The 20,913-nt window shown below is 44.3% G+C and carries 16 protein-coding genes and 4 pseudogenes; 6 read left to right on the top strand and 14 right to left on the bottom strand.

Annotated features, from left to right (window positions below; genetic code table 11):
• Window positions 1–9: 9 nt before the first annotated feature.
• The 7 genes from LIZ66_RS16495 to LIZ66_RS16465 all read right to left on the bottom strand — a co-directional run bounded on the left by LIZ66_RS16495 (window position 10) and on the right by LIZ66_RS16465 (window position 6,836).
• Complete coding sequence (locus tag LIZ66_RS16495) at window positions 10–1,017, bottom strand: aldo/keto reductase (protein ID WP_195478674.1); 1,008 nt, start codon at window positions 1,015–1,017, stop codon at window positions 10–12.
• A 380-nt stretch (window positions 1,018–1,397) separates the two neighbouring features.
• Window positions 1,398–1,955, bottom strand: a complete 558-nt coding sequence (gene efp, locus LIZ66_RS16490; RefSeq protein ID WP_118583940.1) for an elongation factor P — start codon at window positions 1,953–1,955, stop codon at window positions 1,398–1,400.
• Window positions 1,956–2,091: 136 nt separating this feature from the next.
• Window positions 2,092–2,595, bottom strand: coding sequence for a shikimate kinase (locus tag LIZ66_RS16485; protein WP_148461849.1), 504 nt, complete (start codon window positions 2,593–2,595; stop codon window positions 2,092–2,094).
• Window positions 2,592–3,095 (bottom strand): YqeG family HAD IIIA-type phosphatase, encoded by a 504-nt coding sequence (locus LIZ66_RS16480; RefSeq protein WP_148461850.1) that lies wholly within the window; start codon window positions 3,093–3,095, stop codon window positions 2,592–2,594. Before LIZ66_RS16480 ends, LIZ66_RS16485 begins: the two co-directional genes overlap by 4 nt.
• Window positions 3,096–3,250: 155 nt before the next feature.
• The gene (locus tag LIZ66_RS16475; RefSeq protein ID WP_148461851.1) at window positions 3,251–4,111 is read right to left on the bottom strand and encodes a patatin-like phospholipase family protein; all 861 of its coding nucleotides are present in this window, start codon (window positions 4,109–4,111) and stop codon (window positions 3,251–3,253) included.
• A 2-nt stretch (window positions 4,112–4,113) separates the two neighbouring features.
• Complete coding sequence (locus LIZ66_RS16470; protein WP_148461852.1) at window positions 4,114–5,478, bottom strand: citrate/2-methylcitrate synthase; 1,365 nt, start codon at window positions 5,476–5,478, stop codon at window positions 4,114–4,116.
• 140 nt (window positions 5,479–5,618) lie between these two features.
• Window positions 5,619–6,836, bottom strand: a complete 1,218-nt coding sequence (locus LIZ66_RS16465) for an aminotransferase class I/II-fold pyridoxal phosphate-dependent enzyme (protein WP_227227647.1) — start codon at window positions 6,834–6,836, stop codon at window positions 5,619–5,621.
• 222 nt (window positions 6,837–7,058) lie between these two features.
• On the opposite strand from LIZ66_RS16465, the gene gdhA reads away from it, so the two are divergent.
• Together gdhA and LIZ66_RS16455 are read left to right on the top strand one after the other, a co-directional pair.
• Entirely contained in the window at window positions 7,059–8,393 is a 1,335-nt protein-coding gene (gene gdhA, locus LIZ66_RS16460) for an NADP-specific glutamate dehydrogenase (RefSeq protein ID WP_118583930.1), read from the top strand.
• 210 nt (window positions 8,394–8,603) lie between these two features.
• A pseudogene (locus LIZ66_RS16455) lies at window positions 8,604–8,864 on the top strand (transposase); the annotation flags it as partial.
• Between the two features lie 180 nt (window positions 8,865–9,044).
• Here the strand turns inward: LIZ66_RS16455 and LIZ66_RS16450 are convergent.
• The 3 genes and pseudogenes from LIZ66_RS16450 to nrdR all read right to left on the bottom strand — a co-directional run bounded on the left by LIZ66_RS16450 (window position 9,045) and on the right by nrdR (window position 12,369).
• Window positions 9,045–11,594, bottom strand: coding sequence for a leucine-rich repeat domain-containing protein (locus LIZ66_RS16450; RefSeq protein WP_195591139.1), 2,550 nt, complete (start codon window positions 11,592–11,594; stop codon window positions 9,045–9,047).
• A gap of 92 nt (window positions 11,595–11,686) precedes the next feature.
• Window positions 11,687–11,896, bottom strand: a pseudogene (locus LIZ66_RS20245) (excinuclease ABC subunit B); the annotation flags it as partial.
• A 23-nt stretch (window positions 11,897–11,919) separates the two neighbouring features.
• Window positions 11,920–12,369 (bottom strand): transcriptional regulator NrdR, encoded by a 450-nt coding sequence (gene nrdR, locus LIZ66_RS16445; RefSeq protein ID WP_118583928.1) that lies wholly within the window; start codon window positions 12,367–12,369, stop codon window positions 11,920–11,922.
• A gap of 201 nt (window positions 12,370–12,570) precedes the next feature.
• Here nrdR and LIZ66_RS16440 point away from each other — a divergent pair, with 201 nt between their 5' ends.
• The gene (locus LIZ66_RS16440) at window positions 12,571–12,828 is read left to right on the top strand and encodes a PRC-barrel domain-containing protein (protein ID WP_118583926.1); all 258 of its coding nucleotides are present in this window, start codon (window positions 12,571–12,573) and stop codon (window positions 12,826–12,828) included.
• 144 nt (window positions 12,829–12,972) lie between these two features.
• Entirely contained in the window at window positions 12,973–13,752 is a 780-nt protein-coding gene (gene sigG / locus LIZ66_RS16435) for an RNA polymerase sporulation sigma factor SigG (protein ID WP_148461856.1), read from the top strand.
• A 100-nt stretch (window positions 13,753–13,852) separates the two neighbouring features.
• Here sigG and LIZ66_RS19590 read toward each other — a convergent pair.
• Window positions 13,853–13,960: pseudogene (locus tag LIZ66_RS19590) on the bottom strand (DUF6783 domain-containing protein); the annotation flags it as partial.
• Between LIZ66_RS19590 and LIZ66_RS19585 the strand changes: the two are divergent.
• Window positions 13,937–13,987: pseudogene (locus LIZ66_RS19585) on the top strand (DUF6783 domain-containing protein); the annotation flags it as partial. The pseudogenes LIZ66_RS19590 and LIZ66_RS19585 overlap by 24 nt on opposite strands.
• Window positions 13,988–14,016: 29 nt before the next feature.
• Here the strand turns inward: LIZ66_RS19585 and pap are convergent.
• Window positions 14,017–15,492 (bottom strand): polyphosphate:AMP phosphotransferase, encoded by a 1,476-nt coding sequence (gene pap, locus LIZ66_RS16430; protein WP_173736625.1) that lies wholly within the window; start codon window positions 15,490–15,492, stop codon window positions 14,017–14,019.
• 307 nt (window positions 15,493–15,799) lie between these two features.
• Between pap and LIZ66_RS16425 the strand changes: the two genes are divergently transcribed.
• Window positions 15,800–16,393 (top strand): LysE family transporter, encoded by a 594-nt coding sequence (locus tag LIZ66_RS16425; protein WP_173717099.1) that lies wholly within the window; start codon window positions 15,800–15,802, stop codon window positions 16,391–16,393.
• Between the two features lie 119 nt (window positions 16,394–16,512).
• Here the strand turns inward: LIZ66_RS16425 and LIZ66_RS16420 are convergent, their stop codons facing one another.
• Both LIZ66_RS16420 and LIZ66_RS16415 read right to left on the bottom strand, forming a co-directional pair.
• Entirely contained in the window at window positions 16,513–19,830 is a 3,318-nt protein-coding gene (locus LIZ66_RS16420) for a TRAP transporter large permease subunit (protein ID WP_173770258.1), read from the bottom strand.
• A complete protein-coding gene (locus LIZ66_RS16415) occupies window positions 19,831–20,328 on the bottom strand; it encodes a TRAP transporter small permease (RefSeq protein ID WP_118583920.1) in 498 nt (165 codons plus the stop codon).
• Window positions 20,329–20,913: the final 585 nt, after the last annotated feature.

The following is a 20,913-nucleotide window of genomic DNA, read 5'->3' as shown; positions in this document are numbered from 1 at the left end:
CAGTTTTTATTATTCTCCAAATTCTTCTGCAACCTTCTTCAGCATTTCCCGGATTGGCAGATGATATGGGCATCTTGTCTCGCACTTGCCGCATCCCACACATGCAGAAGCTTTCACTGCCATGCTGCCGTAGCGGTCTTTCGCCCAGTCAGCCAGATTGTAGCGTTCCAGATATCCTGCGAAAAGGAATGCGCTTGGGATGCTGATTCCAACCGTACATGGCGCACAGTAATTGCAGCGACGGCAGAAATTGGTGCCCAGCTGATGGCGGATCTGTTCCATTTCTGCAAGCTCTGCCTCTGTAAGAGGTGCTGTGTCAGAGCATGCCTTAATGTTCTCTTCCAGTTCAGATACTTCTGCCATTCCCGGGATTACCACAATAACAGCCGGGTTAGAACAGACATAACGAAGTGCAAGAGTGCCATTCTCAATTGCACCACCTGCTAATGGCTTCATGGCAATAAAGCCCACATTTTTCTCCTGACATTTGCGGATCAGCTCGTCGCCCTGGTTTTCTACGATATTATATGGAAACATGATTGTCTCCACCCAGTCCAGATTCAGTGCGCGCTCAAAAACAGCTGTAGAATGTGCAGTCAGACCGATATGACCAATTTTACCGGCTGCTTTCGCCTCCAATAAAGCCTCCAAGGCACCGCCCTCACCTATAACAGTGTCCAGCTGTTCCATGCTTGGGTTGTGTACCTGATACAGGTCAATGTGATTGGTTCGAAGATTGCCAAGGCTCTTCTCAATGTCTGCTTCCATGGCTTCTCTGGTTCTTGCCATACTCTTGGTGGCAATTACAAATTTGTCACGAATTCCTTCAAGGGCATAACCAAGATACTCCTCGCTGACCGTATAGCCTCTGGCTGTATCGATATAATTCACACCCTCTTCTGCCAGCTGCTTCATTAATTTCTTAGTACCTTCCGCGTCAATTCTCTGGATGGGGATTCCGCCAAATCCCATACGGGAAATCTTAAGACCGGTTTTTCCAAGTGTTGTATATTTCATTTGTGCTCCTCCTTATTTTTGATATATAATAATTTATGATACCAGTGTCAAAAAGGTCAAAAAGCCGTTCGTGCTTGCACGATAAGGCGTTTGAACTTGGGACACGCCAAATATGAGAAAGTAGCGATTTACGCAGTAAATCAGCGGATTTCAAATATTGGGAGGATTGCGGGAGCAGCGTAGCTGCGGAGCAATCCGGGGTATCAAATGAGTGGCAAAAGACCTTTTGACACTCATATCATAATTTATAAAATGTGTCTGCAATTAAACAAAATATGCCACCGGCATACGCCGATGGCACATAAATAAACAGCTTATGCTATTTAGAACGGAATATTCGCAATCCGCTACTTGCTCATAAATAACTGCTCTGTAGTTATTTATACTCGTGACAGGTACTCGCCTGTTCTGGTGTCGATTTTCAGCTTGTCGCCCTGGTTAACGAACAGCGGAACCATTACCTGTGCTCCTGTCTCAACGATAGCCGGTTTGGTAGCACCCTGAGCTGTATTTCCAGCGAATCCTGGCTCTGTCTCTGTAACTACAAGCTCAACGAATAACGGAGGCTCAATAGCGAATACATTGCCATTGTGAGAACAGATCTTAACCATCTCATTCTCTTTTACAAATTTAAGAGAATCGCCAACCTGCTCTTCTGTAAGACCAACCTGGTCAAATGTCTCTACGTTCATGAAGTAATATAATCCGCCATCGCTGTAGAGATACTGCATATCAACACGCTCGATACGTGCTGTAGGGAATTTCTCTGTAGGACGGAAAGATTTCTCTAACACGGATCCTGTAATAATATTTTTGTATTTGGTTCTAACGAAAGCAGCTCCCTTACCCGGTTTAACGTGCTGGAATTCTACGATCTGACAAACGTTGCCATCAATTTCTACTGTGACACCGTTTCTGAAATCACCTGCTGAAATCATAATTAATTTTTCCTCCTTATAGTGCTTATGACTAGAAATATTTTATTATATATGTACCATTTTTTCAACTACTTTTTTTCATATGCAGCCAAATTTTCCTGTTTTTCCCATATATTATGGCAAAATACTTTTGTATTCACGGAAGCTGTCCTTCAATTTCCTTGATTAGTTCCTCAAAAGGCTTCACTCCTGTCACAACTTCAATATCTGCAAATTTATGATAAATCGGATCACGCTGTTTCAGAAGCTTTTTGATCTTTTCATCCTGATTTTCGCCTTCCAGAAGAGGATTGCTATTTCCCTCAAGCCTCTTGCGGAGAGTCTCAGCAGACCCCTTCAGGTAAACAACTGTACCCAGCTGCTTAATATACTGCTCATTCTGCTCCTGAACCGGAAGACCTGCGCCAAGAGAAATCACTTTTCTTTCTTTATCTTCAATCAGAGCTTTCACAGTCATAGTTTCCAGAGCACGGTAATATGGCTCTCCAAATTTCTGTAAAATCTCCTTTACGGACATGTTCATCTTCTTAACGATCACCTTGTCCACATCCACAAATGTCAGTCCCAGGTCACTGGACAGACGTTTCCCCACTCTTGTCTTGCCAGACCCCATAAATCCGATCACCACAATATGGTTCATGAATTCTTCTCCTCCTTGGTATAAAAATGTAATACAATTTTCTCCAGATAGCGCTTCAGCACGATCTGGATCTCTTCCTTGGGATTGATCGGCTTTACCAGAATATTACGAAGGCCAGCATTCTTAGCCCCCCATATATCGGTAAAAAGCTGGTCTCCGATAAAGACCGTATTCCCTGTGTTCGTTCCAAGTCTCTCCATGGCCCTTTCATAGCCTTTTCTGGACGGCTTGGCAGCCATTTCAATGAACTGAGCGCCTACTGAAGCGGCAAAGGGTTCTACCCTTTTTTTCCTGTTGTTTGACACCAGACAGCAGGAAAAGCCAATGTCACGAAGCTTCTGAAAAAGCCGGACAGCTTCCGGATCTGCCGGTGCCCCATGAGGAACCAGGGTATTGTCGATATCAAACAAAATCCCCCTGTATCCCTCCTGGTATAGTTTTTCATAGTTGACTACATATGCTGAATCCAGATATTTATCTGGAAAAAAGCGTTCAAACATTCTGTTACATCCTTTAATTCTTTTATTTTCTATGGTAATACAGATTGCGGGAATGATTTTTCAAACAGACTCCGGCAACGCGCTTTGCAATGCACAGAAATCATGTATTCACATGACCTCGCGCCTGTTTTCCAAGAGGTTCTGTCAGGATCCCGTCACCTGCTTAGGTACGCCTGCAGTTCCTCATAATGGTCTTTCATCACATCATAACCATGCTGATAAAACGCCATCAGCTTCTCTTTGTTCGCCTCCGCACGCCCCACAGTGGGAATTTCCGGGCGGATGACAAAAATATGTCCTTCCCTCTCCCATTTTTCCAGAAGCTCCAAAGTCCGGTTGTAGCTGCGGTAACGATTATATAAAGTGTTCAAAAATTCCGGGTAATGCCGAAATGCAGCCACATAAAGCGGAGTGCTCTTTCCCGGTTTCTTCTTGCGGTAACCCATATTTCGGGTAAGGATCACCACGTTCTTTCGATATCCCTTCTCCATGGCATGGATCAGGGGAATCGAATCTGCAATGCCGCCATCCAGATAAGGAACACCGTCAATCTCTACCATGGGACTTACAACGGGAATACTGGAAGAAGCCCTTCCAATATCCATCAGGCGACGTCTGTCATGCTTCTCAGTCATATATTCCGCATCACCAGTCTGGCAGTTGGTCACTACCAGCTCACACTCCGTATCTGACTGAAAAAAAGTATCAAAATCAAACGGAAACAATTCATTTGGATATTTGTCAAACAGCATATCCATGTCAAAAAGCTCATGCTTCTTAAGAGCTTCCTTAGTAGCAATATAGCTGTTTGCCTTATCCTCTATGATCATGCAGTCTCTGGTCCTTCCAGGCTGCCAGGATACATAATCAAGAGCATTGCAGGAACCAGCGGAAACACCCACCACATATGGGAATTTCACCTCTTTTTCCATAAGATAATCCAGAACCCCTGCTGTAAATACTCCCCTGCTTCCCCCGCCCTCCAGGACCAGGGAAGACTGATGCTTCACTGTCATTCTTATTCACGCTCCTTAAGCGGTACGTATACAGCCGGAGCCAGAACGTTCTTGTAAGCCGGACGGATGATCTTGTCTGTATTGATCAGTTCTTCCATTCGGTGGGCGCTCCAGCCCACAATACGTGCCACTGCAAAAATCGGTGTATACAGCTCAAGAGGCAAATCCAGCATGCTGTAAACAAAACCGCTGTAAAAATCCACGTTTGCGCTGACACCCTTGTAAATATGGCGCTCCTCGGCGATAACCTCCGGAGCCATTTGCTCTACCATCGCGTAGAGATTGTATTCTTTCATACGGCCTTTTTCTCTGGCCAGAGTCTCAACAAAGCCTTTCAGTACCTGGGCACGGGGATCCGATACCGAATAGATCGCGTGTCCCATACCATAAATAAGACCTCTCTTATCAAAAGCTTCTTTGCGAAGCAGTTTCTTCAGATACTCTCTTACTTCCTCTTCGTCAGAAATATCCTTCACATTCTTCTTCAAATCCTGGAACATACTTACAACCTTAATATTGGCACCACCGTGCTTCGGACCTTTCAGAGAACCGAGAGCTGCTGCGATTGCAGAATAAGTGTCTGTTCCGGATGAGGAAACAACGTGTGTAGTAAATGTAGAGTTATTACCACCGCCATGCTCCATATGAAGGATCAGGGCAAGATCCAGGATCTTCGCCTCCAGATGGGAATATTTCTTATCCGGGCGAAGCATACGGAGGATATTCTCCGCTGTGGAAAGCTCTTTCTTCGGATTGTGAATATAAAGGCTCTTGCCGCATACATAGTGATTGTAAGCCTGATATCCATAAACAGATAAAAGAGGAAATACACTGATCAGATTCAGGCACTGTCTCAGTACATTCGGAAGGGAAATATCATCCGGCTCCTTGTCATAGCAATAAAGTGTAAGCACACTTCTGGACAGGGCATTCATAATGTCCTTGGACGGTGCTTTCATGATAACGTCCCTTACGAAATTCGTAGGAAGGGAGCGCTGGTTCGCCAGAAGCTTGGTGAAATCCTCCAGTTCCTCCTCATTCGGAAGCTTGCCGAACAGTAAAAGATAGGTAGTTTCTTCGAAGCCGTATCTGTCATCTTCAATAAATCCCCTGGTCAACTCCTTGATGTCATATCCCCTGTAGGAAAGACTGCCCGCACAGGGCACTTCCTTGCCGTCAACCACCTTCGTGGCGCATACATTGGAAATCTGCGTCAGACCCGCCAGGACGCCCTTACCATTGATATCGCGAAGCCCTCGCTTTACATCGTATTTCTGATAAAGAGACAGATCCAGGCTGGAATGCTCCTTGCAAACCTCCGTCAGGTTCTCTATTTCCGGTGTTACTTTCATCTTAAATCCTGTCATTCAAATAAACTCCTTTCTTTTTAATCCGTCCGATAATCCGTTCCTCCCTCAATTATTAATGCTGTCAGAGTCAGAAGCGGATGCTTCTGCTCCGGCATTGTAAATGGATAATCTGTGACTGCCATTGTTTTATTATCTTCTTATCGCTGTTTATAGGTGGACAAGAAATCCTTCAGCTTGTCCATAGCCTTCTCCAGCTGACGCACATTCGGCAGATATACTACGCGGAAGTGGTCAGGACAATTCCAGTTAAAGCCCTTTCCCGGCACCAGAAGCACCTGTTTCTTATGTAAGAAATCAAGAGCAAACTGCTCGTCATTGTGAATATTGAATTTTTCTGTATCGATCTTCGGAAAAATATAGAACGCAGCCTTGGGCTTTACGGCTGTGATTCCCGGAATGTCATTGAGTGCCTTGTAGATAAAATCTCTCTGCTCATAAACTCTTCCGCCTGGCTGAATGTACTCATTTACACTCTGGTATCCACCAAGTGCAGTCTGTACAATGGACTGGGCCGGAACATTGGAGCAAAGACGCATGGAGGAAAGCATGTTAATACCTTCAATATACCCCTTCGCCTTATTCTTGGCACCACTTAAGATCATCCATCCAATACGGAAACCAGCGATCATATGAGACTTGGAAAGTCCGGAAAAAGTAACGCAGAATACGTCTGGTGCAAGGGATGCAATAGAAGTATGCTTATAGCCATCCATGATCAGACGGTCGTATATCTCATCTGAAAAAATGATCAGCTCGTGCTCTCTTGCGATCTGCACGATCTGCTCCAGGATCTCCTTGGGATAAACTGCTCCTGTAGGGTTATTCGGATTAATGATAACAATCGCTTTGGTCTTGTCTGTGATCTTGCTCTTAATATCATCAATGTCCGGATACCATTCAGACTGCTCATCACAAATATAATGAACTACATTTCCACCTGCCAGAGTCGCAGTAGCTGTCCACAAAGGATAATCCGGTGCAGGGATCAGAATCTCATCCCCGTTATCCAGAAGTGCCTGCATACAGAGATTGATCAGCTCACTGACACCATTACCTGTATAAATATCACTCATGGTAACCCCGGGAATTCCTCGAAGCTGGGCATACTGCATAATGGCCTTTCTTGCGGAAAAGATTCCTTTGGAATCGGAATATCCCTGAGAGGTACGAATATTGCTCAGCATGTCCAGAATTACTTCCTGCGGTGCAGAAAATCCAAATGGATATGGATTGCCGATATTCAGCTTCAGAATCTCCATTCCATCCTCTTCCATTCTGGCCGCTTCATCCACTACCGGTCCTCGCACATCATAAAGTACGTTATCCAGTTTACTGGACTTCTCGAATGTTTTCATTTATTTCACTCCTCATCTTACTACTTATGTCCGGCATATCTGTCTTTTTCCTGCTCCGGCATAATGTATTTCTTGCTATCTATCATCTCATATTTGGCTCATTTTCGCAAGCCTTAATGAAATTTTTGGAAATATGAAAAAAACTCTTTTCATTTTTAGCACTTTAGTGTATAATAGCGTCGTTAAAAAATTTTACACCTATCTGGATGAGGAGGAATTACAATGTCTTACACAGAAGAAGTATACGAAAGAGTCGTAGCACAGAATCCAGGTGAGCCTGAATTTCACCAGGCAGTAAAGGAAGTTCTGGATTCCCTGAAGGTCGTAATTGACAAAAATGAAGAAGAATACCGCAGCATGTCCCTTCTGGAGCGTCTTGTAGAGCCGGAAAGAATCATTTCCTTCCGCGTTCCATGGGTAGATGACAAGGGCGTTGTTCAGGTAAACAAGGGATATCGTGTACAGTTTAACAGCGCTATCGGACCTTATAAGGGTGGTCTTCGTTTCCATCCGTCAGTAAACCAGGGTATCTTAAAATTCCTTGGATTTGAGCAGACATTTAAGAACTCCCTTACCGGACTTCCAATCGGTGGTGGTAAAGGTGGTTCCAACTTTGACCCGAAAGGCAAATCTGACAGAGAGGTTATGGCATTCTGCCAGAGCTTCATGACAGAGCTTTCCAAATATATCGGTGCTGACACTGATGTTCCGGCTGGTGATATCGGTGTAGGCGGACGTGAGATCGGTTATTTATTCGGACAGTACAAGAGAATCCGCGGATTATACGAGGGTGTTCTCACAGGTAAAGGACTTACCTACGGCGGATCTCTGATCCGTACACAGGCTACCGGATATGGTGTTGTTTATATGCTTGATGAGATCATGAAAGCACATAACGATTCTATTGATGGAAAGACATTCATCGTAACAGGATCCGGAAACGTTGCAATCTATGCTGTAGAGAAAGCTCAGCAGCTTGGCGGCAAGGTTGTTGCTATGTGTGACTCCAACGGATATATTTATGATCCGGAAGGAATCAAGCTTGACATTGTGAAAGATATCAAAGAAGTAAAACGTGGACGTATCAAAGAGTACGCAGACCGTGTTGAGGGTGCTTCTTACACAGAAGGTACCGGAATCTGGAACATCAAATGTGATGTATACCTTCCATGTGCTACCCAGAACGAGCTTGCTCTTGATGGTGCTAAGACACTTGTTGCAAACGGCTGCAAATATGTAGTTGAGGGTGCGAACATGCCTACTACTCTTGATGCTACCACTTATCTCCAGGAGAACGGTGTTCTGTTCATGCCTGGTAAAGCAGCTAACGCTGGTGGTGTTGCTACTTCTGCTCTTGAGATGAGCCAGAACTCCATGAGACTTTCCTGGACAGCAGAGGAAGTTGATGCGAAGCTTCATGGAATCATGGTAGACATCTTCCACAAAGCTGATGACGCTGCTAAGCGTTATGGTATGAAAGACAACTATGTTGCCGGTGCTAACATCGCCGGATTTGAGAAAGTTGTAGATGCTATGAAAGCTCAGGGCATCTGCTGATTCTCTGTCATCTGAAGTTTCAAAAAGACAGGTCCGCTGCGGCCTGTCTTTTTTATTCCATTTAATACTTGTTTATACAGAAAAAAATCCCCGCTCTCTGGCGAGGATTTCAGACTGTAGACAAAGCCCTGCTTTTGCAGGGTTTTGCTATTGTTGGAACCGCTTTTCTGCTATAATGAATATCAGAAGGGCGGTGTTTTTTATGATGACGAAAAATACTGTCCGGATAACGGTCGTCCCAGTATGGATACCGTCATGCTGATAAAGATACCATTCATTCAGTATCTCTATGGGATAAAAAGCATGCGTCAGACCATGAAAGAGATCGAGGTAAACGTTGCATACCGCTGGTTTCTCGGACTAGACATGTTAGATCCAGTACCTCATTTCTCTACATTTGGAAAGAATTATACCCGCCGTTTCAAAGATACAGACCTTTTTGAGCAGATCTTTTCAAAGATCCTGGAAAAACGAGGTTGGAACACAGCCAGATTTTTGTTGATTTTGAAGAAAATAAAAAGAAAAGAAGTTTTAAAAGAAAAATGGTGCTGGCCATAATCCCCAACACCAAGTTTGTCTACAGTCTGAGCCGGTGTTTTTAAACACCGGCTTCATTTGTTATATGGCAGCTGCTTCATAAAGAAAAATGGCTTATTTACTGATTTTTGCTTTTGCAGAAAGTCCCTTACTCTTGAAGAGCTTTTTATAGGCGGAAAGCTTGCTTGCTGGTACTTTTACTTTCAGCTTCTTGTAGTTGTTTCTGCCGGCTTTGGTGAAAGCACTTTTTCCTACGGTACCGGAGGTAAGCTTCTTGGACTGAATGCTGACAGAAGTAAGGGCCTTGCAGTCGTAGAATGCTTTTTTGCCAATGGAAGAAACTTTGTAGCCAATCTTTACAGTCCGTAAAGCACTGCAGCCCTGGAAAGCACTGGTGCCGATGGAAGAAATATTCCTGGCAATGGTTACTTGTCTTAGCTTTCGGCAGTTTTTGAAAGCTCCGGAAGCAATGGCTGTGACTTTATAGGTCCGACCGTTTGCCTTCACAGAGGAAGGAATTGCTGCAGTCGTGATGGCTTTGGACTTTGACCGCTTTAAAGTAACAGAGGTACCATTTTTATTAACTGTGTAGACATTGTAAGAATCACTGAAGGATTTCACTACTGTAGTCTGAGGTTTATCATCTTTGTTATTTGAACTTGAGGTAATCTGGAAATCTAAGGTAATAGTTCCAAAATAGTTGTTCTGGCCTGTAATGGTTACAGTGGCAGTTCCGACTTTTTTGTTATTGCTGTAGGTAACTTTATAATCCTGTCCTTCTATAAGTTTTTGCTTTCCAAGAGTAATAGTTGGAACTGGTTTTAGAGCTTTTCCAGTATAAGCATAAGTCGCTTTAACTCCGGTTACAGATGCCTGAGAAAGGTCGCAGGCATAACCAATGTTGTTCTTACGTGTATATGTAATGGCAGCTGAGTTAGAGGAGGCATAAATGGTGGCGTAGTATACATGACCGCCGGAATACCAGTAGGAGCCTTCCCATACAATGTCATCCCCGATGTTGATTACGCTGTCTGGCAGAGTGACTGTTTCAAGATTAGAGCAGAAAGCAAAAGCTTCCTTTCCAATAGTGTGGACACCGTTTTCAATTACGACTTCCTTCAGATTGGGCAGATAATTAAATGCATTTTCTGAAATACTGGTAATCCCGGATTTTATAACTATTTTTTTTACCTGATTTTTCATGGACTTCCATGCCGTGCCGCTCCAGAAACTGTAGCCTCCCTGAGTGGAAGAAACGGGGAAACGATCGTTTTCATCCGTGGAGATATTAAGTGCACCCTGACCGGAAATGGTGAGAACACCATTTGCAAAATCCCAGGTAGCATTTTCACCTGCAGTACGGTAAATCTTTTTGGAGGCTGTGCCGTCATTTGCATCAATAGAGTAAAAATTAACAGTATTGGCATTGGAGGCGTAGTAAACAACCTTGGAATCTTTAACGACAGGCTGGCAGTCGGATACGGGCGCAGCAGTGGTGTATTCCCTGCTAAGTACATTTCCCTTACCATCAACAAAGAGGTAATGAAGAGTACTGGAAGAAAGAGAATCATCAGCAGATGCGTAATTTTCTGACGAAGAATCGTCTGTATTTTCATATTCTTCCCAGGAAATCATGAAACGGTTTTCTGTGATTGGAGTGATCTTTACCCCCATAAAACTCTTTCCATTGCCAGTGTAGTTGGTAAGGTATTTTACAGAGGTTGCTTCTTTTGAAAAATCGGAAACAGGAGTAATTGTAAGGTAAATATTATGAGGAGTGTCACTTGTCACATTGTCATACTGGGACTGGTCGATGGTCGTTCCGATACACAATACACTGTCAGCAGAAACAGCCATACCATCTACGCTTGCGTAGCAGTTCAGTGCCCATACGGAAGTACGGGAACCACCATAAGGAAGAAGCTCGATAGTTTTTTTATCAAGGGTGGTACTGTCGTATCTGGAAAGTTTGGTACAGCGGGAACCCTCGCTTTGCTCCAGAACATACAGATAAGAGGACTGCGATTTGATATACTGGGCAAAGGAGTGCCACAGATCACAGCTTACGATCTTTCCGGTCATGGAAGCCTGGTCAACGGCAATCATAAGGAATCCCTGATGTCCCTGTCCAACAGATTCATCTACATAGCCTTCATGACCGGTTACAATATAGAGAGTTCCGTTGGTTTCTGTCATTTCCACACATCCGTAATCGAATGGATAGCGAACCTCTCCTCCAAATAAATCCGGATTGCTTGTAATGGAAGCCGCACCGCTGCGATTCCAGTTTGTATCATATCGGATGACACGGATAACCTCGGCGGAATTATCTTCGGCGGTGTTATTTTGTCCCTCTACCAGGTAATATCCATCAGATCCTGCATAAAAACCACCCCATAAAGGAAGCTCCATGGGAATTTCTCTTTTGTCTGTAATCTGCAGGCTGTTGTCATAGTATTCAATACCGACGCTGTTTGTTTTGCGGAATACTCGCATATAGCCGTTGGAAATAGAAATAAGGTCAGAAGAACGCCTTAATTTAACACTAAGGTTATCTTGCGCAGTAGGGGTGAGAGAGGCTGCCTGTACCTGTCCTGGAAATGCCAGCAGATATAAAAACAGACAGCAAAATAATAGGGATGTCAGTTTTTTGATCTTTTTCATAAGTTTCTCCTTGCTGTGTTGCTTTTCATGATTCTTATTATAATAAGTTTTGGGTAGAGTTGCAATCATAATGATAATGTTTACAGCAGAAAAAGTGAAAAGCTGTAAAAAAACAGCAATTCTACATTTTTTATGGAGATTTCTGACATGGCACCTACCTGTGGAACTGTTTTGTGAGACTCATCAATAATAAGAAGGAAATCATCACCAAAGTAGTCCAGAAGTGTATAGGGCGGCTGTCCTGGTTCAAGACCGGAAAGATGCCTGGAATAATTTTCGATTCCGGAGCAGAAGCCGGTTTCCCCGCTCTCTGGCGAGGATTTTTCTAATTTAAAAATTTCTTCAATTCATCCATAAAGGTACTGACATCTTTAAACTCCCGATACACAGAAGCGAATCGCACATACGCCACCGAATCCAGATCTTTTAAATGGCTCATCACGATTTCTCCGATTTTCGTGCTGGAGATTTCTTTATCTTCGGCATTAAAGATGTCGCCTTCTATGGCATCGATCATGGCTTCCAGCTTATCGCTGGCAATGGGACGTTTGTAGCAGGCGCGGCGGACACCGTTGATCAGTTTATTGCGGTCGTACTGCTCACGGTTCAGATTCTTCTTGATTACGGTTAACGGGATTGTCTCCACATTCTCATAAGTGGTAAATCTTCTTCCACAGGAATCGCACAGTCTTCTGCGTCTTATGGAATTGGTCTCTTCCACTGGTCTTGAATCTACTACTCTTGTATTATCCTGATTACAGTATGGACATCTCATGTATTTATTTCCCCTTCCTCATGTCTCCCCTTCTGCCATACAATCCGGGCAGCAGACTTTCCTCTTTTCTGTTTGCTCAGTAACATAAAACGGACTGAATTACCTATTTCTTATTATACTTTAATCATAGAAAGTATGTCAATAAACTCCATACATATTTTCAGACTTTTTGCATAATATCATAAAAAACAGGTGCTTTTCATGCGTATTTGCGAATTAAAGCAAAAAGAAGTGATCAATATCTGTACCTGCCGTACACTTGGCTGTCCGGTGGATGTGGAATTTAACTGTGAAACCGGATGTATTACCGCCCTTGTGGTTCCCGGACCTGGCAGTTTCTGCTTTTGTTTCTGGGGAGCCGGAAGTGAATATATAATTCCATGGAATTGTATCCGGCAGATCGGAGATGACATTATCCTGGTAGAAATTGATGAAAAGTATTGCTGTAAAAAGGCTTAATTCTATTTTCCCAATTGTCAAGGGGCAATAATTTTTATATTTTCCCGAAAAAAGAATATTTATCCTCCCACGTGAGAATCATTGTTACTGTTCACTTCGTTCTCAGCAGCACGCTTCGCGATGCACAAAAGGAGGATTCAAATAATGGCACTTAACAAAGTTGAAATTTGCGGAGTCAATACATCGAAGCTTCCGGTACTGAAGGCAGAAGAAAAAGAAGAGCTTTTTCGCAGGATCAAGGAGGGTGATGAAGAAGCCAGGGAACTTTACATTAAAGGAAATCTGCGGCTGGTTCTCAGCGTGATCAAGCGTTTTTCCAACAGCAGCGAAAATATGGACGATCTTTTTCAGATTGGCTGCATTGGGCTTATAAAAGCAATTGATAATTTTGACACTACATTGAATGTAAAATTTTCCACTTATGCAGTGCCTATGATCATTGGAGAGATACGAAGGTATCTTCGTGACAATAACAGTATCCGGGTGAGCCGGTCTCTGCGGGATATTGCTTATCGAGCAATTTATGCAAAAGAAACCTATATGAAAACAAATCTGAGGGAGCCTACCATTGCGGAAATTGCCAGCGAAATAGGGATAAATAAAGAGATGATCGTATATGCTATGGATGCGATACAGAATCCGGTGTCACTTTTTGAACCGGTTTATACGGAAGGCGGGGATACGCTTTATGTGATGGACCAAATCAGCGATAAGAAAAACAAGGAGGAGACCTGGGTGGAAAATCTGTCCCTCCGGGAAGCTATAAACCGGCTGAATAAGCGGGAACGGCATATTATTGATCTGCGTTTTTACGAGGGCAAAACCCAGATGGAGGTAGCTCAGGAAATCGGGATTTCTCAGGCACAGGTCAGCCGGTTGGAAAAGAATGCGCTTAAAACCATGCGGAATTATCTGAGAGCGTGACGGAAATCATAAATCCCGGCATCATGAAATCCGCTCCTTACATGGTCTGCTGCATGAATATATTGCAAAATCGCTGGTTGTTGGCCAGCGATTTTGCTTATTATGCTTCTATTCCAGAATACGTTTGAAAAAGGCCTTCTGCAAGATGTGCGTCACAATTTGTGGGAGATTTTGTCCGGATGAGGGCGCCATAGCGGGCTACGGCAACCGAATTCGGGCAAAATATACCGCAAAGTGGGGCGTGCAGATTGCGGGAATGATTTTTCAAGTACGCTCTAATGCCTTTTCCAATTCTTTTATTACAATTTTAAGAGCTTTAATTCTCGCATACTTCTTATCTACAGATTCCAGGATATGCCACGGTGCATAGGCAGTGCTTGTCTTGGCAAGCATTTCATCTACGGCCCCTTCATAAGCATCCCATTTTTCGCGGTTGCGCCAGTCTTCGTCGGTGATCTTCCACTGTTTTTCAGGGTTGTTCTGGCGGTCGGTGAAGCGGGCCAGCTGGGTGTCTTTGTCGATCTGGACCCAGAATTTGATGATCACGGCACCCCAGTCGGACAGCTCCTTCTCGAATTCATTAATCTCGTTGTAAGCACGTTTCCAGTCGTTCTCGCTGCAGAAGCCTTCCAGACGCTCTACCATTACGCGGCCGTACCAGGTGCGGTCGAAGATGGCAATGTGACCGTCTTTGGGCAATCTGGTCCAGAAGCGCCAGAGGTAATGACGCGCCTTTTCGTGAGGTTCCGGGCTGGCGATTGGATGGACCTCAAAGCCACGGGGATCAAGGGCTTCTGTGATCCGCTTAATATTGCCTCCTTTTCCGGCTGCGTCCCAGCCTTCATAAGTAATGATCACCGGCACACGCTTGCGGTACAGACGGTTATGCAGTTCGCCCAGCTTCTTCTGGAGATGCTTCAGCTCTTTCTTGTATTCTTCATCCTCGATCACCTTGTCTGTCAGTTCGATTTCCGAAAGCTTCGGCATTTTCTCAAGCGGAAAAATGTTTGGGAGAAGCGGTGCGCTGTGTGTGCTGTTCTGCAAGGCTACCTCAATGTTATTTACCATTATTTCAAGAACCTGAAGTTCTACGAAGTTGCGGTCTTTTGCATCAATAATATACCATGGTGCAATAGAAGTATTCGTATCTGTCAGATAGCGGTCGAAAACCTTCTGGCAATGTTTGTAATGTTCGTTCTGCCACTTGTCAAAGGCATCCACACGCCATTTTGTATCCTGCTCTTTGTTAAGCTTCTCAATACGTCTGGTCTGCTCTTTTTTGTCAATCTGCATGAAAAATTTCAGAACCAGATAACCGTTGTCTGTGAGCTGTCGCTCGAAATGTTTGATGCTGTCGATCCGCTTTGCATAATCCTCTTCTTCCAGACCATTCAGACAGTCTTTGCAGGTCTGCTCCATCCAGCCAGAATCCAGAAAGGTAAATTTGCCGGCTTCCGGAATCTGATTGAAATACCGGTACAGAAATGGTCTGCGCAGTTCATCCTCTGTAGGCTTTGACATGGTTGCTACTTTAAAGAAGCGGGGATCAATGTATTTGATCACTCTGCCGATTGTGGTACCTTTGCCAGATGCCCCCCAGCCTTCAAAAAGTACCAGCACCGGCAGCTTGTGTTCTTTCAGCTTCATCTGCTGCTGATACAGCTTCTCGCCAGCTTCTTTAATCCGTTTCTTCAACTCCTCTTTTTCCGGAATCTCCTCCGGGATCCAGGTTTTCAGCATAAACACGTCCTCCTCACGTATTATTATTTTCAAACTTAAAGCATTTTTTCTGTTAAAAGCAAATTCTATTTTTTTATATTCATATTATTTTCTGCATTATAACATAATCATTCCCATTTTGCACGAATTTAACAAACATTTAACCGAATTTCGATTGCGATCGTTATCCTCTTATATACAATCCGATATTTTTGTGTTATTATTAAAAATCATATTTTGTGTAGGTTTTACGAACACATAGCGTTTTGTATGTTGCGCCTTTCTTTTCGTAGCTCAGATGTTTAAACTTACCCAAGGAGGAAGTCCCATGCCTTTATCTGTCTTCATAGAAATGACCCTGTCTGCCATCCTTACCGTCTGGTCGCCTGGTCCCAATAATATTCTTTTGCTGTCCACAGCCAGCAAATACGGCATTTCCGGTAATATCCGCTTTATGACCGGAATCTGGAGCGGATCTCTCACTTTGATGTGTCTTTCCGGACTGTTCTGCAGTACTCTTGGGAAAATCATTCCAGGGATCCAGCCGGTTATGAAATATCTAGGCGCAGCTTATGTACTCTATCTTGCCTGGCAGACCTGGCGCAGGATTCCGCCCTCTGACAATGTCCAGGACAAAAAGCCAACCTGGCTGATGGGATTTTTCCTGCAGCTGATAAATGTAAAGATCATCATCTATGGGCTGACCATGTTTTCCGCTTATATTCTGCCCTATGAGGCAAGGGTTCCTATACTGTTTTGCTTCGCTGTATATCTGATGTTTCTTGGAGCCCTGGGAAATCTAATCTGGGCATTTGCGGGAAATGTACTGAAAAGATTTTACAGCAGTCATTATAAGCTGATGAATGGAATCATGGCCCTGCTGCTGGTGTGGTGCTCTCTCAGGATCACTGGATTACTGTAAGACAGGCCAAAAACACCTCCCGGAATATGTTGGTTACTCACATTCCGGGAGGTGTTTTCTATAGGGCACTGTTCAATTTATGAGACACATGTATCAAATTGATACATGCTTATGCTGTCTTACTTAAATGCATCCACCAGTTCCTGACCATCGTCATATCCCTGGTTTTTCAGTTCTTCTACAAACCACTGGTCTACGCCTTCTACCGCCTCTTTAAAGGAATCAATATCCATATCCTCTTTTGCGGTAAAGGTAACGCCATTTTTCTCTTCCCAGCGGTTCATGATCTCATTGGCACCGGAGCGGTTGATGTAACGCTCATACTCAACAGCCATTCTTCCAGCCTTGTCTACAACAGCCTGCTGCTCTGGTGTAAGGCCATCATAGATATCCTGATTGATACAGAAGAACAGACAGTCATAGATGGCATCCCACATGGAGCAGTATGGCTGAACCTCCTGTACACTGGCTGCGTCGATTGCAGGAAGCGGATTCTCCTCTCCCTCTACGGTGTTCTGCTGAAGGGCTGTGTAAGTCTCGGACCAGTTCAGGTTGGTTGCATCTGCCCCCCATCTCTTATAGCATTCCATAAGAAGATTGGAGCCTGCAACACGGACTTTCAGGTTCTTCATATCGTCCACCGATTTTACTTCACGCACACTGTTGGTCAGTTCACGGAAGCCGTTCTCCGCAATACCCATGCAATGCAGTCCATACTCACTGAGGATTTCTTTCATCTTCTCTCCTGCCTCACCGTCAAACTTGGCATCTGCGTCTTCCACAGAATCATAAATAAACGGCAGGGAGACTACGTTAAATCTCGGATCAAATGCAGAATAAATCAGGTTGGAATGCATGGAAATCTGTACCGGGTCTCCGTTCATCAGTGCCTGGATTCCCTCGGACTGGTTTCCGTTTGTCAGCTGGTCTGCTGCATATATGTTTACTTTTACTTTTCCTCCTGTAGCTTTTTCCATCAGCTCGCCGAACTTGCGGCCGCCATCAGCCCAGGTAGAAGTCTCAGTTGTGGAGCATGCAAAATTCCAGGTAGTCTCCTCCCAGCCAAGGTCACTGTAATCGCCAATTCCGGTAAATGCCTCTACCAGCTCTTCTGCATCCTCGTATCCCTGGGATTTCAATTCCTCAATGAACCACTCATCTACACCGTCAACAGCTTCCTTAAAGGACTCAATGTCCATATCCTCTTTTGCAGTGAAGGTAACGCCGTTTTTGTCTTTCCAGCGGTTCATGATCTCTTCATCACCGGAGCGGTTGATGTAACGTTCGTACTCTACGGCTTTCTGTCCTGCCTCGTCTACAACAGCCTGCTGTTCCGGTGTAAGACCATCATAAATCTCCTGGTTGATACAGAAGAACAGGCAGTCATAGATGGCATCCCACATGGAGCAGTATGGCTGAACCTCCTGTACACTGGCTGCGTCAATTGCAGGAAGCGGGTTCTCCTGACCCTCAACTGTGTTCTGCTGAAGGGCTGTGTAAGTCTCAGACCAGTTCAGGTTGGTTGCATCTGCGCCCCATCTCTTATAGCATTCCATAAGAAGGTTGGAACCGGCAACACGGATTTTCAGGTTTTTCATATCATCCACAGATTTTACTTCGCGGACACTGTTGGTCAGTTCACGGAAACCGTTCTCTGCAATACCCATGCAATGGAGTCCGTACTCACCAAGAATTTCTTTTAATTTCTCACCAGCCTCACCGTCAAACTTAGCATCTGCATCTTCTACAGAGTCATAAATAAACGGCAGGGAAACTACGTTAAATCTTGGGTCAAATGCAGAATAGATCAGGTTGGAATGCATGGAAATCTGTACCGGGTCTCCGTTCATCAGTGCCTGGATTCCCTCGGACTGGTTTCCGTTTGTCAGCTGGTCTGCTGCATATATGTTTACTTTTACTTTTCCTCCTGTGGCCTTTTCCATCAGCTCGCCAAACTTGCGGCCGCCGTCCGCCCAGGTAGAAGTCTCAGTTGTAGAGCATGCAAAATTCCAGGTGGTTTCCTCCCAGCCAAGATCACTGTAATCTGCGATCTCATTGAAGGAATAATCCCCGTCTCCGGCTGCAGAAGCTGCGGATGAGCCACTGTCACCAGAGGAAGAATCTCCGGAATATGCACCATTTTTAGCAAGTGCTCTCGGAAGAGCCGTTGAAGTTACCGGAATATAGGTAACCACAAGAAGCACGGCCACACAGGCTGCCAGCATGGGCATAACTGCTTTTGAAATTTCCTGAAGGGTAACTTCCATGCCTTTTTTGATCTTGATTCCGATTGCCACAAACAGGTTGACACCAACCGGCGGAGTTACCTGTCCAATTGCAAGGTTTACAGTTGCCATCACACCAAATGCAACCACATCATAGCCAAGTGCTTTGCATACCGGAAGCATAACCGGAATAAAAATGTACATAGCAGAGTTTGCATCGATGAAGCAGCCTGCAATCAGGAAAATAATGTTTACGATCAGAAGGAAGGTAAACTGGTTATGTGCAATGCTTCCAAGAAGCGCTGAAGCTGCGTCTGCGATACCGAATTTGGTACATACATAGGAAAACAGGGAAGCACTTGCTACGATCAGCATGATTCCACCAGTTGTTTTCGCAGAATCCACGCAAATGTCAAACAGGTCTTTTAATTTAACCTCACGATAAATCACCATACCTACAAACAGACCGTATACAACAGATACAGCCGCTGCCTCAGTAGGAGTAAAAATACCGCCATAAATACCACCCAGAATAATAACCGGCATTAAGAATCCCCAGAAAGCATCCTTAAATGCATCCCAGCGCTCTTTTGCAGTCGCTTTCTTCTGGGCTGGCTGAATGCCTTTTTTTCTGGCTTCCACCATAACCACGATCACAAGGGCAACGCCCATCAGAATTCCAGGTACGATTCCTGCCATGAACATATCTGCAATAGATACGCCTGTGATAGAAGCATATACAACAAATGCAATACTTGGCGGGATGACAATGGCGATGGAGCTTGATGTTGCCATCAGGGCTGTGGAAAACGGTGCGCTGAAGCCTCCCCGCTCTACCATTGCAGGGATCAGAACTGCTCCAAGTGCTGCTACCGTTGCAGGTCCGGATCCGGAAATTGCGCCGAAGAAGCATGCTACAATAACGCATACAATGGCGATGCCGCCTCTTTTATGTCCCACGCAGGTATCTACGAATCTGACAAGTCTTTTGGAAATTCCGGCTTTTGCCATAATATTTCCGGAAAGTACGAAAAATGGGATAGCCAGAAGGAGAAATTTACTGATTCCGGCATACATATTGGTTGCAACGATGGTAAGGGAGGTTCCGGAGTACAGGATTGCACAGACGGAGGACAGTCCCAGACAGATTGCAATGGGAACTCCCATGATCAGGAAAACAAAAAATGAAATAAAAAGAACTGCACTTATCATTTATTTATCCTCCTTTTTCAGATTGCCTGTGCAATAGTCAAGACAGTATTCAATAAAATGTAAGATCATACATCCGGATCCGATTGGCACGAAGGACCAGAATATCCACTCCGGCCAGTTCAGAACGAAGGTACGTTTTCCGTTTTCCAGCTGTGTGATTACTTTTTCCATACCGAACCAGAATAAGATTGCGGTAAAAATAATGCACAGAACAGTGGTAAGGATAACAGATGGTTTTTTCAGTTTCTCAGGGAGACGGTCTGTAACCAGTGACAGGTTAACCAGTTCTCCTTCGCGGCATGCAAGTGCTGCAGCCATTAAGGTAATCAGTACAAAGACTGCGACCACAAGTTCCTCGGTAAAGGACCAGGAACGATGGATCACTTTTCGGGAAAAAACATTTCCCACGGTCAGAACCAGTATCAGCAGGGTAGACACTACCAGAATACAATTTTCTACTGCTGCTACTGCATTCATGATTTTTTTGAAGACTTTCATGATCTCTCCTCCTCTTAATTTACTTGTCAGGTTTTCGTCTTTCGTAAAATGGAACTATCTGTTATGCAGCCGCAGTACGATCCTGCCCGGCAGAGCTTTTGTGTAACAGGAAGTTCCAACGGAATTTCCTGTTACACAAAAAAAATCCGCCCCTGAACTAGGGACGGACCATATTAGACCGCAACCACCCTGTTTCCCCTTTGAAACAAGTACGAAAAGACAACGTACCGACATACGCGATTCCGATAACGGGGAACAACCGTGGAAACCTACTTGATGCAGTTCTTCACTTCGTATCTGGTTCCTGTTTGAAAAAACGGATACTTATGAAGCGTTCGGCTTCCCTTCTCGGGGATGATCTTCAAAACAGACCTGACGCTGCTTTCCACCGACACAGCTCTCTGTAGACAAGGTGCTTCTGTTTCTACTTCTTCCCTTCAAGGAATTTAATCCTTTTTTAATTTAGTTGTTTAACGAACTGAAGTAATTTTACTACCAAAATATTAGGAAGTCAAGTGTAATTATGCAAGTTGCTATTTAGTTGATTAAAAGTTCTTCAATGCGGACGCATTTGGACAATGTGTA

It is taken from the genome of Blautia faecis (assembly GCF_020554845.1).
GTDB lineage: Bacteria > Bacillota > Clostridia > Lachnospirales > Lachnospiraceae > Blautia_A > Blautia_A faecis.
The sequence above is the reverse complement of the archived record's forward strand: the minus strand, read 5'-3'. Positions and strand labels throughout refer to the sequence as shown.

What these genes read in the sequence shown, in the direction of transcription:
- LIZ66_RS16495 (WP_195478674.1), bottom strand. Translation starts at nt 1,017, where the DNA reads ATGAAATATACAACACTTGGAAAAACCGGTCTTAAGATTTCCCGTATG.
- efp (WP_118583940.1), bottom strand. Translation starts at nt 1,955, where the DNA reads ATGATTTCAGCAGGTGATTTCAGAAACGGTGTCACAGTAGAAATTGAT.
- LIZ66_RS16485 (WP_148461849.1), bottom strand. Translation starts at nt 2,595, where the DNA reads ATGAACCATATTGTGGTGATCGGATTTATGGGGTCTGGCAAGACAAGA.
- LIZ66_RS16480 (WP_148461850.1), bottom strand. Translation starts at nt 3,095, where the DNA reads ATGTTTGAACGCTTTTTTCCAGATAAATATCTGGATTCAGCATATGTA.
- LIZ66_RS16475 (WP_148461851.1), bottom strand. Translation starts at nt 4,111, where the DNA reads ATGACAGTGAAGCATCAGTCTTCCCTGGTCCTGGAGGGCGGGGGAAGC.
- LIZ66_RS16470 (WP_148461852.1), bottom strand. Translation starts at nt 5,478, where the DNA reads ATGACAGGATTTAAGATGAAAGTAACACCGGAAATAGAGAACCTGACG.
- LIZ66_RS16465 (WP_227227647.1), bottom strand. Translation starts at nt 6,836, where the DNA reads ATGAAAACATTCGAGAAGTCCAGTAAACTGGATAACGTACTTTATGAT.
- gdhA (WP_118583930.1), top strand. Translation starts at nt 7,059, where the DNA reads ATGTCTTACACAGAAGAAGTATACGAAAGAGTCGTAGCACAGAATCCA.
- LIZ66_RS16450 (WP_195591139.1), bottom strand. Translation starts at nt 11,594, where the DNA reads ATGAAAAAGATCAAAAAACTGACATCCCTATTATTTTGCTGTCTGTTT.
- nrdR (WP_118583928.1), bottom strand. Translation starts at nt 12,369, where the DNA reads ATGAGATGTCCATACTGTAATCAGGATAATACAAGAGTAGTAGATTCA.
- LIZ66_RS16440 (WP_118583926.1), top strand. Translation starts at nt 12,571, where the DNA reads ATGCGTATTTGCGAATTAAAGCAAAAAGAAGTGATCAATATCTGTACC.
- sigG (WP_148461856.1), top strand. Translation starts at nt 12,973, where the DNA reads ATGGCACTTAACAAAGTTGAAATTTGCGGAGTCAATACATCGAAGCTT.
- pap (WP_173736625.1), bottom strand. Translation starts at nt 15,492, where the DNA reads ATGCTGAAAACCTGGATCCCGGAGGAGATTCCGGAAAAAGAGGAGTTG.
- LIZ66_RS16425 (WP_173717099.1), top strand. Translation starts at nt 15,800, where the DNA reads ATGCCTTTATCTGTCTTCATAGAAATGACCCTGTCTGCCATCCTTACC.
- LIZ66_RS16420 (WP_173770258.1), bottom strand. Translation starts at nt 19,830, where the DNA reads ATGATAAGTGCAGTTCTTTTTATTTCATTTTTTGTTTTCCTGATCATG.
- LIZ66_RS16415 (WP_118583920.1), bottom strand. Translation starts at nt 20,328, where the DNA reads ATGAAAGTCTTCAAAAAAATCATGAATGCAGTAGCAGCAGTAGAAAAT.